We start from the raw sequence: 12,008 nt of genomic DNA, 5'->3' as shown, positions 1-12,008 counted from the left end.
CCGGCTTCTTTGTCGGAGGTACCGCATGCGAGCTATGGATCACACCACCTACCTGGCCCTGCGCGAAGGCGCCCGGGTGCTGGAAGCCGACGGCTCCGGCGACAAGGTGCTGCGCTTGCGTGACGGAAAGATGCTCAAGCTGTTCCGGCGCAAGCGCCTGCTCAGCTCGGCGCTGCTGTTTCCTTACGCCGAACGCTTTGCCCGCAATGCCCGGACCCTGCACGAGCAGCAGATCCCCAGCCCGGACGTGATCGACACCTTCCGCATCCCCAGCATCCAGCGCGATGCGGTCTACTACTCGCCCCTGCCGGGCGACACTCTGCGCCAGCTGCTGGACGACCACACGCGGGCCCAGACGCTGCGGGCCGAGCTCGGGCGCTTCGTCGCCCATCTGCATGAACTGGGGGTGTACTTCCGCTCGCTGCACCTGGGCAACGTGGTGCTGACCCCCGACAACCAGCTCGGCCTGATCGACATCGCCGACCTGCAGCACCAGCGCCGCGCACTGCGCGATGGCCAGCGCGAGCGCAACTTTCATCACATGCTGCGCTACCCGCAGGACCGCCAGTGGCTATTGGGAGAAGATGCCGGCGCGACCTTTCTCGAAGGCTACCGCCAGGAACTGGAACGGGGCCAATCCAGGCCCCGTCCTCGTTTGCTGAACAACCTGAAACAGTTGCTCGGCTGACTCAGCGACCGATCACCACCACGGTCGCCTTCTTGCGGTTCTGGAAGCTGGCCAGGATCCGCATCTGATGCTTCTGCAGCCACTCGACCAGCCACGGTTCATCGGGGCGGGACTCAAACACGAAGTAGCTGTAGCGACGGACATCTTCGAGAGCCCGTTCCCGCGGGATCAGCCCCGGGTAGCCTCGGTCGGCGTAGTAACTGATACGACCGTCCTCGTAGTAGACCCTCGCCTTGGCATCGATGTTCGCGGCGATCCAGCGGCCGGCATCCACGTATTGCGTCTTGCGCGCACCCGTGGAGATCACATTGCTTAGCATCACCAGCATTCCCACTACCACCAGCACCTTGCCCAGTCGAGGGAAACGCCGGGCGAAAAGCATCAGCCCCGTCGCCAGCAACGGCACGACCAGCAGATTCAGGAAGCTGATATAGCGTGAGTTCATGAACTGCTGAATCACGAAGAACAGCAGCAGAATCACCAGATACAGCAGCGCCGCCCAGGCGAACGACTGATAGTCGCGCAGATAGGTGCGCAACGCCTGCCAGCTGGGACGGCTGAGAAACGCCAGCGAGAACGGCCCCATCAGCGCCACGAACTTGATCAGCACCGCCGCCAGCAACCCGAAGAACACGATCCGACCAGCTTCATCCCTGGAAAAGTCGTATGCCAAGCTGTTACCGAACTGTTCGGACAGTTGCGTGAATGCGTCCAGCACGCGATGAGGGTTGAGCATGCCGGCATAGTTTGCGACGCGCTCGGAGGACAGCCCTCCCTTCAGCATCAGCACCAGCAGCACGGCCACGCCGGCAAACAGCGGAAGCGAAGCGTACTGGACAAAGCGCTGCCAGTTTCCACGCAGCAACCCCACGCACTGCCACAAGCCCATCGCCGCCACCAGCATCACCGCCTCGAGACGGAACAGCATCGCGGCGCCAATCGCGACATGGATGGCCGCAGCACGCTGCCAGCCACCACGTTCCTGCCAGCGCAACGCGAACCACAACGCGAGGAAACTAAAGAACCAGAAGCCCTGCTCACGAATGATGTCATTGCGAAACTGGTTGGCAGCCGGCATCGCCAGGACGACCAGGCAAGCCCAGGTTGCCGCTTCCGGAACCCGCTGGCGCACACAGTCGACCAGCACGGCGCAGGTCCCCGCCATGAATAGCGCGCACCATAGATAGGCGCACCACTCCAGCGGCAAATGCGTGAGGGAATGGGTTCCGGCCAGCAGCAAGGTGAACCAGGGCCAGTCGAACACTTGCCAGGCTACCCTCGGCCCCTGCTCGCTCACCTGCCGGGCGATGTCCAGGTACAACGCAGCGTCGCGGCCGACTACAGCGACACCGAGTACGGCAATGAGCGACAGCAGCAGACTGCCGATGAACGCCAGGCGTACCGGGTACATGCTGATCGTCCTTGAAATGAAAGTACCCACTGCGGAATCCATACTGCCAACCGTCCCCATCGAAATTTCTAGACCATCATCAGACGCGTAGCCTTGCGCAGGTAAGTCCAGCGCATGGCCTGCAACGGACTCAGGCAGAGCGCCCGAGCGTAGAACCGACGCGCAGCACTGCCGTCACCCGACAGTAACGCTGTGCGAAACAGCGACAGATAACGCTGCGCCTTGTAGCGCGAGCGGAGGTCCTGGCATTCGGCGGGCAGGCTGGCGAACACCTCGTGCACCATGCCCAGCGCATATTCCTCTTCTTTTTCCCGGTTGTGACGCAGGCTGTCGGCGTGCTTGTAGATCCGCGCCAGCGGCACATCGGTGGTCACCACTTGAGCATTGACCACCAGGTAAGCGAACACCGGGATGTCCTCGCCAGAGCGCAGGCTTTCGGGGTACGGACGGCGCAATAGAAGCTCGCGGGCGAACAGCGTGCAGCAGTGCGATACGGAAATGCGTTTTTGCAGAAGGTAGCGCCGCGCCAATTCCCGCGGACTGAGGCGCGGTACCGGCGTGGGCGAGGACAGCCGCTCGCGGCCGTCGGGATAGACCGAAATCTGCCCGCCCAGCACCATCCCTACGCCGGGGTTGGCGCCCAACACATCGCGTAGTGTCGGAATCGCCGTTGACGTCAGTTCGTCATCGGCGTCCAGCAGCAGCACGTAACGACCGCTGGCTTGGGCAATGGCCCGGTTGCGCGCCGCTGCGACTCCGGCATTGGCCTGGTCGATGACCTGCAACTGGGTATATCGCGACGCGTAGTCGGCCAGAACTTCAAGGGTGTTGTCCCTGGAGCCGTCGTTGACCACGATCAGCTCCAGATCGTCCGCCCACTGGCACAGGACGGAATCCAGTGCCCGTGGGAGTACTCTCGCGTAGTTGTAGGTCGGGATGACAACGCTGATCAGAACATCACGGCTCGCCATATTCCGCCGCACCCTCTTTGATCACAAGGATGTCTTCCATGATCAAGTACTGCAGGTCGGAGCCGAAGAACATGTTCAGCGCATCGGTCGGCGAGCAGATCATTGGCTCGCCGCGACGGTTCAGCGAGGTATTCAGGGACACACCGTTGCCGGTCAGCACTTCCAGCGCCTTCATCATGTCGTAGTAGCGCGGGTTGTACTCGCGCTTTAGCACCTGGGCACGGGACGTACCGTCCTCGTGGACGACTTCCGGTACGCGGGTCTTCCACTCTTCCGCCACTTCGAAGGTGAAGGTCATGAACGGCGCCGGGTGATCGACCTTGATCATCTGCGGGCCGACGGTGTCCAGCATGGACGGGCAGAAAGGCCTCCAGCGCTCGCGGAACTTGATCTGCTCGTTGATCCGGTTGGCCACGCCCGGCACGCTCGGGCAACCGATGATGGAGCGACCACCGAGGGCGCGCGGACCGAACTCCATGCGACCCTGGAACCAGGCCACCGGGTTGCCGTCGACCATGATCCGGGCGATGCGCTCGGGCATGTCGTCGATCTTGCGCCATGCCGGCTTGCTCGGGTGACGGGCACAGGCGGCGATCACGTCTTCGTTGGAGTACGCAGGGCCGAGGTAGACGTGTTCCATCTTCTCGACCGGCACGCCGCGGGCATGGGACACATAGGCCGCCGCACCAACTGCAGTACCGGCGTCGCCGGAGGCGGGCTGGACGAACAGCTCCTTCAGGTCCGGGCGGGCGATGATCTTCTGGTTCAGCTTGACGTTCAGCGCGCAGCCGCCGGCGAAGGCCAGCTTGCCGGTTTCCTTGAGAATGTCGCCCAGGTAGTGGTCGATCATCTGCAGCGCCAGCTTCTCGAACAGCGCCTGCATGCTGGCGGCGTAGTGGATGTACGGCTCGTCGGCGATGTCGCCTTCGCGCTTCGGACCCAGCCACTCGATCAGCTTCGGCGAGAAGTAGAAGCCCTTGCCCTTCTCTTTATAGCGACGCAGGCCGATGACGTTGGCGTACTCGGTGTTGATCACCAGTTCGCCGTTCTCGAAGCTGGCCAGGCGCGAGAAGTCGTATTTGCTGGCATCGCCATACGGCGCCATGCCCATGACCTTGAACTCGCCGTCGAGCATCTCGAAGCCGAGGAATTCGGTGATCGCACCGTACAGGCCGCCCAGGGAGTCCGGATCGAAGAACTCCTTGATCTTGTGGATCTTGCCGTTCTCGCCGTAGCCGAAGAAGGTGGTGGCGTACTCGCCCTTGCCGTCGATCCCGAGGATCGCGGTCTTCTCCTTGAAGCCGGAGCAGTGGTAGGCGCTGGAGGCGTGGGCCAGGTGGTGCTCGACCGGTTCGATCTTGATCTTCTTCGGATCGAAGCCCAGTTGCTCCAGGCACCAGACGATCTTCTTGCGATAGCGCTTGTAGCGGCGGTTGCCCATCAGGATCGCGTCGAGGGCGCGGTCCGGGGCGTACCAGTAGCGCTTGGCGTAGTGCCAGCGGGCCTTGCCGAACAGGCTGATGGGGGCGAACGGAATCGCCACCACATCGACGTCGGACGGCTTGATGCCAGCCTGTTCCAGGCAGAACTTCGCCGATTCGTAGGGCATGCGGTTCTTTGCATGTTTATCGCGCACGAAGCGCTCTTCTTCAGCGGCGGCGATCAGCTTGCCGTCGATGTACAGGGCCGCGGAAGGATCATGGCTAAGGGCGCCGGACAGGCCAAGAATCGTCAATGCCAAGGGTCTAGCCTCTTCAATCGGTAAAAATGCGCCCCGGCCTCGTAGGCGGGCGGCGGCGAAAGGGCGGGATTATAACGCAAAGCGGGTGGGCAATAGGAGGGGCGGACTGTGACCGATCCTGATGGCCCCATCGCCGGCAACGCCGGCTCCCACAAGGTTGGCGGTGCACGCAATACCTGTGGGAGCCGGCGTTGCCGGCGATGAGGCCATCAAGGACGACGGATAAACCCGACCTTACTCGGCAATCAACCAGTCCATCCGCCAGCTCCCGCCAGTCTGCCCCAGGCACTGGGCCAGCCAAGGCAGGAATTCACGCAACTCCTCTTCCAGCCCCCACGGCGGATTGGCGATGGCCAGGCCGGAGCCGTTCAGGCTCTGCGGGGTGTCCTGCGGATGCACATACAGCTCGATGCGCAGCAGCTTCGGCGCACCGGTGCTGGTCAGATCCTGGTAGAAGCGCACCAGTTGCTTCTGTTCCTTGATCGGATACCAGATCGCCGCGACGGTCTGGCGCATGCGACCGATTGCCTCCTTCATCGCGGTGGAGCAGCGCTTGAGCTCGTCCGGCTGCTCGAACGGCGGGTCGATCAGCATCACCGCACGCTTTTCCTGGACCGGCAGCAGCGCCCGCGGCACATGCCAGCCCTCGCCCAGGTGCACGGCGACCCGCGGATCCTTCTTCATGTTGTCCTTGAGCAGCGCACCGTCTTCCGGGTGCTTCTCGTTGAGCAGCACGCGATCCTGCTGGCGCGCCAGGCGCCGTGCCAACTCGGGCGAGCCCGGGTAGTAGCGCAGTTCGCCATCGGCGTTCAGGCGCTTGACGATACGCAGGTAGTCGGCGGTGATCTCCGGCAGGTCGTCGCGCCCCCAGAGCCGGCCAATACCTTCGATCCACTCGCCGGTACGGGTCGCCTGATCGCCCTGCAGGTCGTACAGGCCCAGGCCGGCATGGGTATCGATATAGGCGAACGGCGACTCCTTGCGCGACATCAGGGCAATGAGGCGGGTCAGCACGATGTGCTTGAAGACGTCGGCGTGGTTGCCGGCGTGGAAGGCGTGACGATAGTTCATGGCAACTCCTGAGGGGCCGGGAAGTTTACCCGTTCGGGCGCCCGACGTCAGGTTGCAGCCGCCGAAACGACAGCGGCCCGCCTCCGTGAAAGAGGCGGGCCGCTGCTTCAACCGGCGTCAGTCATCACTTGTTGGCGTGATAGTCCGCGTCGGCTTTTTCGAAGCGCGCCACCATGGTGGACGACGCCCGGCCCATGCTGCTCACCAGCACGATGGCGAGGGTGGCGAAGATGAAGCCCGGGATGATCTCGTACAGGCTGGTGCCCGAGTAGTTCTTCCACAGGATCACGGTCAGGGCACCGACCACGATACCGGCCAGCGCGCCGTTGCGGGTCATGCCTTTCCACAGGACCGACAGCAGCACAACCGGACCGAAGGCGGCACCGAAGCCGGCCCAGGCGTAGGCCACCAGGCCCAGTACGCGGTTATCCGGGTTGGCAGCCAGGGCGATGGCGATCAGGGCCACGGCCAGGACCATCAGGCGACCGATCCAGACCAGCTCGCCCTGCGAAGCTTTCGGGCGCAGGAAGGTCTTGTAGAAGTCTTCGGTCAGGGCGCTGGAGCAGACCAGCAGCTGGCAGCTCAGGGTGCTCATCACCGCCGCCAGGATGGCCGACAGCAGGACACCGGCGATCCATGGGTTGAACAGGATCTTGGCCAGCTCGATGAACACGCGCTCGTGGTTCTCGGAGACCGGACCGGCCACTTCAGGATGCGCCGAGAAGTAGGCGATACCGAAGAAGCCTACGGCGCAGGTACCGGCCAAGCACAGGATCATCCAGGTCATGGAGATGCGACGGGCGTTGGCGATCGACTTCACCGAATCAGCCGCCATGAACCGCGCCAGGATGTGCGGCTGGCCGAAGTAGCCCAGGCCCCAGCCCATCAGCGAGATGATGCCGATGAAGCTGGCATTGCGGAACATGTTGAAGTTTTCCGGGTTCTGCGCCTCGATCGCCAGGAAGGTAGTGTCCACGCCGCCGGTAGCGAGCAGCACGAAGATCGGCGTCAGCAGCAGGGCGAAGATCATCAGGCCGGCCTGCACGGTATCGGTCCAGCTCACCGCGAGGAAACCGCCGACGAAGGTGTAGGCGATGGTCGCCGCAGCACCGGCCCACAGCGCAGTCTCATAGGACATGCCGAAGGTGCTTTCGAACAGGCGGGCACCAGCGACGATGCCGGAAGCGCAATAGATGGTGAAGAACACCAGGATCACCACGGCGGAGATGATCCGCAGCAGGCCGCTCTGGTCTTCGAAGCGGCTGGCGAAGTAGTCCGGCAGGGTGAGCGCATCACCGTTGTGCTCGGTCTGTACCCGCAGGCGACCGGCGACGAACAGCCAGTTGAGGTAGGCACCGACGGTCAGGCCGATGGCGATCCAGGCTTCCGACAGACCCGACATGTAGATGGCGCCCGGCAGGCCCATCAGCAGCCAGCCGCTCATGTCCGAGGCGCCGGCAGACAGCGCGGTCACCACGCTGCCAAGGCTGCGACCGCCAAGGATGTAGTCGGAAAGGTTCTTGGTGGAGCGATAGGCCATGAAGCCGATCAGCACCATTGCCGCGATATAGATCACGAACGTAATCGTGATGGGATTGTTAGTCATGTCTTGCGCCCTGGCGTTTGTTTTTATGTAGCAACAACCCTCGTGGGGTTGCACCCAGGCCGCGAACCCTATGTCACAACCCAAATTCGGTGCAACCTTTTTTACAAAGGCAGTTGCACCTTGAATGAAAAATCCGACAACAACACTTTTTTGCTCCTTTTTGGCGCAAAAAACACGGTTTTCATAAGAAAATGCACTGTTAAAAGCCGTTTCTGTCGTGGGGTTTTCATCGGCCTGATGAGTTGCACCACCGCTCGGAAAAATTTGGGTTGCACTAGGTTGCACCCAGAAACGCGCACCGCTAATCTTGGCCGCAGCTTAGCCACGCCCGGTGGCAATAAAGAGGATAAGAAATGGCGACGACCACCCTGGGGGTCAAACTCGACGACCCGACCCGCGAACGACTCAAGGCAGCAGCGCAGTCCATCGACCGCACGCCGCACTGGTTGATCAAGCAGGCGATCTTCAACTATCTGGAGAAGCTGGAGGGTGGCGCCACCCTGACCGAGCTGAACGGTCAGGCCGGACACAATGGCGATGATGCGGGCGACGTGCAGCCCGACCACAGCCACCAGTGCTTCCTCGAATTCGCCGAAAGCATCCTGCCGCAATCCGTGCTGCGTGCTGCCATCACCGCCGCCTATCGCCGCCCCGAGCAGGAAGTGGTGCCGATGCTGCTGGAGCAGGCTCGTCTGCCGGCCGCTCAGGCCGAAGCCACCAACAAGCTGGCCGCCGGGATCGCGGAAAAACTGCGCAACCAGAAGAGCGCCAGCGGTCGTGCCGGCATCGTCCAGGGCCTGCTGCAGGAATTCTCCCTGTCGTCCCAGGAAGGCGTGGCCCTGATGTGCCTGGCCGAAGCCCTGCTGCGCATCCCTGACAAGGGCACCCGCGACGCCCTGATCCGCGACAAGATCAGCACCGGCAACTGGCAGCCGCACCTGGGCAACAGCCCGTCGCTGTTCGTCAACGCCGCCACCTGGGGCCTGCTGCTGACCGGCAAGCTGGTCAGCACCCACAACGAATCCGGCCTGACCTCGTCCCTCAGCCGCATCATCGGCAAGAGCGGCGAACCGATGATCCGCAAGGGCGTCGACATGGCCATGCGCCTGATGGGCGAGCAGTTCGTCACCGGCGAGACCATCGCCGAAGCCCTGGCCAACGCCAGCAAGTTCGAAGCCAAGGGCTTCCGCTACTCCTACGACATGCTCGGCGAGGCGGCGCTGACCGAGCACGACGCACAGAAATACCTGGCGTCCTACGAACAGGCCATCCACTCCATCGGCAAGGCCTCCCATGGCCGCGGCATCTATGAAGGCCCGGGCATCTCGATCAAGCTCTCGGCCCTGCACCCGCGCTACAGCCGCGCCCAGTACGAACGAGTGATGGAAGAGCTGTATCCGCGCTTGCTGTCGCTGACCCTGCTGGCCAAGCAATACGACATCGGCCTGAACATCGACGCCGAGGAAGCCGACCGCCTTGAGCTGTCCCTCGACCTGCTCGAACGCCTGTGCTTCGAACCGCAACTGACTGGCTGGAACGGTATCGGCTTCGTTATCCAGGCCTACCAGAAGCGCTGCCCGCACGTCATCGATTACGTCATCGACCTGGCCCGCCGCAGCCGTCACCGCCTGATGATCCGCCTGGTAAAAGGCGCCTACTGGGACAGCGAGATCAAGCGCGCGCAGATCGAGGGACTGGAGGGCTACCCGGTCTACACCCGCAAGGTCTACACCGACGTCTCCTACATTGCCTGTGCTCGCAAGCTGCTGTCGGTGCCGGAAGTCATCTACCCGCAGTTCGCCACCCACAACGCCCACACCCTGTCGGCCATCTACCAGATTGCCGGTCAGAACTATTACCCGGGCCAGTACGAATTCCAGTGCCTCCACGGCATGGGCGAGCCGCTGTACGAACAGGTCGTGGGCAAGGTCGCCGATGGCAAGCTGAACCGTCCGTGCCGCGTGTACGCTCCGGTCGGTACCCATGAAACGCTGCTGGCCTACCTGGTCCGCCGCCTCCTGGAAAACGGCGCCAACACCTCGTTCGTCAACCGTATCGCCGACCACTCGATCTCGATCCAGGAACTGGTCGCCGACCCGGTCGCCACCATCGAACGCATGGCCACCCAGGAAGGCAGCGTCGGCCTGCCGCACCCGCGCATCCCGATGCCGCGCGAGCTGTATGGCAGCGAACGGGCCAACTCGGCCGGTATCGACATGGCCAACGAACACCGCCTGGCCTCGCTGTCCTGCGCTCTGCTGGCCAGCGCCCACACACCGTGGAAAGCCGAGCCGCTGCTCGGTTGCGCCGCCAGCCAGGAAGCCGCCGCCCCGGTACTCAACCCGGCAGACCACCGCGATGTGGTCGGCCACGTCCAGGAAGCCACCGTCGGCGACGTCGACAATGCCATCCAGTGTGCACTGAACGCCGCTCCGATCTGGCAGGCCACCCCACCGGCCGAGCGCGCCGCGATCCTCGAACGCGCTGCCGACCTGATGGAAGCCGAAATCCAGCCGCTGATGGGCCTGCTGGTCCGCGAAGCGGGCAAGACCTACGCCAACGCCATCGCCGAAGTCCGCGAAGCCGTCGACTTCCTGCGCTACTACGCGGTACAGGCACGCAACGACTTCAGCAACGACGCCCACCGCCCGCTGGGCCCGGTGGTCTGCATCAGCCCGTGGAACTTCCCTCTGGCGATCTTCAGCGGCCAGGTGGCTGCCGCCCTCGCCGCCGGCAACCCGGTACTGGCCAAGCCTGCCGAACAGACCCCGCTGGTCGCTGCCCAGGCCGTGCGCCTGCTGCTCGACGCCGGTATTCCGGAAGGCGTGGTGCAACTGCTGCCGGGCCGTGGTGAAACCGTCGGTGCCCGCCTGGTCGGCGACGATCGGGTCAAGGGGGTGATGTTCACCGGTTCCACCGAAGTCGCCCGCCTGCTGCAACGCAATATCGCCGGACGCCTGGACAACCAGGGCCGTCCGATCCCGCTGATCGCCGAAACCGGCGGCCAGAACGCCATGATCGTCGACTCCTCGGCCCTGACCGAGCAGGTGGTGATCGATGTGGTGTCCTCGGCCTTCGACAGTGCTGGCCAGCGTTGCTCGGCCCTGCGCGTACTGTGCCTGCAGGAAGACTCCGCTGACCGCGTCATCGAAATGCTCAAGGGCGCCATGGCCGAAAGCCGCCTGGGCAACCCGGAGCGCCTGTCGGTGGATATCGGCCCGGTGATCGACGCCGAAGCCAAGGCCGGCATCGAGAAGCACATCCAGGGCATGCGCGAGAAAGGTCGTGCGGTCTACCAGGTCGCCCTGGCCAACGCCGAGGAATGCAAGCGCGGCACCTTCGTCATGCCGACCCTGATCGAGCTGGACAGCTTCGACGAACTGAAACGCGAGATCTTCGGGCCGGTGCTGCACGTGCTGCGCTACAACCGCAAGGACCTGGACCAGTTGATCGAGCAGATCAACGCTTCCGGCTACGGCCTGACCCTCGGCGTGCACACCCGCATCGACGAGACCATCGCCAAGGTCATCGACAACGCCCATGCTGGTAACGTCTACGTCAACCGCAACATCGTCGGTGCCGTGGTCGGCGTGCAGCCGTTCGGCGGCGAAGGCCTGTCCGGCACCGGTCCGAAGGCCGGCGGCCCGCTGTACCTGTACCGCCTGCTGTCGACCCGTCCGGCCGATGCCATCGAGCAATCGTTCCAGCGCAGCGACGCCGGCAACACTCCAGACAGCCGCCTGCGCGAAGTACTGCTGAAACCGCTCGAAGCCTTCAAGGCCTGGGCTGCCAGCAAGCAACAGAACGACCTGGTGCAGACCTGCGAGCAGTTCGCCCGCCAGTCGCAGGCCGGTATCAGCCGACTGCTGGCCGGCCCGACCGGCGAGCGCAACAGCTACACCATCCTGCCGCGCGAGCATGTGCTGTGCCTGGCCGACAACGAAGCCGACCTGCTGACCCAACTGGCTGCGGTGCTGGCCGTGGGCAGTTCGGCAGTGGTGCTGGACGGCGAACCGGGCAAATCGGTGCGCTCGCGCCTGCCGAAGGAAGTCCAGGCACGGATCAAGCTGGTCAGCGACTGGAACAAGGAAGACGTGGTGTTCGACGCGGTCCTGCACCACGGCGACTCCGACCAGTTGCGCGGCATCTGCGAGCAGATCGCCAAGCGTCCGGGCGCGATCGTTGGTGTTCACGGCCTGTCGTCGGGTGAAACCGCCGTGGCGCTGGAACGCCTGGTGATCGAGCGGGCGCTGAGTGTGAACACGGCGGCTGCCGGTGGTAACGCGAGCCTGATGACTATCGGCTGATAGTCGGCGGAGAACGAAGCGGAGCGGGTTTTGCAAACTCCTGAAGGAGTTATGCGGAACCCGCTCCGTTTTTGTATTTGCGAAAAACTCGACCGTCAAGATTGAAACTGGAACCGCACTTCACAAACCACCACGGCCATTCATTGCAAGTTAGCTAAATTAAGTGGAGCCGATAGAAGCCGTAAAAAATCCTCACCTACATTAACGCGATTA

Annotated in this window: 7 protein-coding genes; 2 read left to right on the top strand and 5 right to left on the bottom strand. The window is 63.4% G+C overall.

Translation table 11 applies throughout. The annotated features are described in order from the left end of the window. Positions 1–25: 25 nt before the first annotated feature. Positions 26–688 (top strand): lipopolysaccharide kinase InaA family protein, encoded by a 663-nt coding sequence (locus ACODSK_RS04615; RefSeq protein WP_489014174.1) that lies wholly within the window; start codon positions 26–28, stop codon positions 686–688. Between the two features lies 1 nt (position 689). On the opposite strand, the gene ACODSK_RS04610 is transcribed toward ACODSK_RS04615, so the two are convergent. The 5 genes from ACODSK_RS04610 to putP form a co-directional block, all read right to left on the bottom strand. Next, positions 690–2,099: an ArnT family glycosyltransferase gene (locus ACODSK_RS04610; protein ID WP_489014173.1), complete on the bottom strand. Its 1,410-nt coding sequence runs from the start codon at positions 2,097–2,099 to the stop codon at positions 690–692. A 68-nt stretch (positions 2,100–2,167) separates the two neighbouring features. Next, the gene (locus tag ACODSK_RS04605) at positions 2,168–3,070 is read right to left on the bottom strand and encodes a glycosyltransferase family 2 protein (RefSeq protein ID WP_489014172.1); all 903 of its coding nucleotides are present in this window, start codon (positions 3,068–3,070) and stop codon (positions 2,168–2,170) included. Next, a complete protein-coding gene (locus ACODSK_RS04600) occupies positions 3,057–4,811 on the bottom strand; it encodes a carbamoyltransferase family protein (protein ID WP_489014170.1) in 1,755 nt (584 codons plus the stop codon). The genes ACODSK_RS04605 and ACODSK_RS04600 overlap by 14 nt, the downstream gene beginning before the upstream one ends. Positions 4,812–5,045: 234 nt before the next feature. Beyond that, complete coding sequence (locus ACODSK_RS04595; RefSeq protein WP_489014169.1) at positions 5,046–5,882, bottom strand: 23S rRNA (adenine(2030)-N(6))-methyltransferase RlmJ; 837 nt, start codon at positions 5,880–5,882, stop codon at positions 5,046–5,048. 124 nt (positions 5,883–6,006) lie between these two features. Then, on the bottom strand, positions 6,007–7,488 hold the full coding sequence (putP, locus tag ACODSK_RS04590) for a sodium/proline symporter PutP (protein WP_489014168.1): 1,482 nt from the start codon (positions 7,486–7,488) through the stop codon (positions 6,007–6,009). A 353-nt stretch (positions 7,489–7,841) separates the two neighbouring features. On the opposite strand from putP, the gene putA reads away from it, so the two are divergent. Next, positions 7,842–11,795 carry a trifunctional transcriptional regulator/proline dehydrogenase/L-glutamate gamma-semialdehyde dehydrogenase gene (gene putA, locus ACODSK_RS04585; RefSeq protein ID WP_489014167.1) on the top strand — a complete coding sequence of 1,318 codons (3,954 nt, stop codon included), beginning with the start codon at positions 7,842–7,844 and terminating at the stop codon, positions 11,793–11,795. Positions 11,796–12,008 lie beyond the last annotated feature (213 nt).

The sequence above is a fragment of the Pseudomonas sp. FG98 genome (genome assembly GCF_057808595.1).
The sequence above is the reverse complement of the archived record's forward strand: the minus strand, read 5'-3'. Positions and strand labels throughout refer to the sequence as shown.

Excerpts from the sequence above, each read along its gene's own strand:
- ACODSK_RS04595 (WP_489014169.1), bottom strand. The coding sequence starts at position 5,882 with ATGAACTATCGTCACGCCTTCCACGCCGGCAACCACGCCGACGTCTTC.
- putA (WP_489014167.1), top strand. The coding sequence starts at position 7,842 with ATGGCGACGACCACCCTGGGGGTCAAACTCGACGACCCGACCCGCGAA.
- ACODSK_RS04610 (WP_489014173.1), bottom strand. The coding sequence starts at position 2,099 with ATGTACCCGGTACGCCTGGCGTTCATCGGCAGTCTGCTGCTGTCGCTC.
- ACODSK_RS04605 (WP_489014172.1), bottom strand. The coding sequence starts at position 3,070 with ATGGCGAGCCGTGATGTTCTGATCAGCGTTGTCATCCCGACCTACAAC.
- ACODSK_RS04615 (WP_489014174.1), top strand. The coding sequence starts at position 26 with ATGCGAGCTATGGATCACACCACCTACCTGGCCCTGCGCGAAGGCGCC.
- putP (WP_489014168.1), bottom strand. The coding sequence starts at position 7,488 with ATGACTAACAATCCCATCACGATTACGTTCGTGATCTATATCGCGGCA.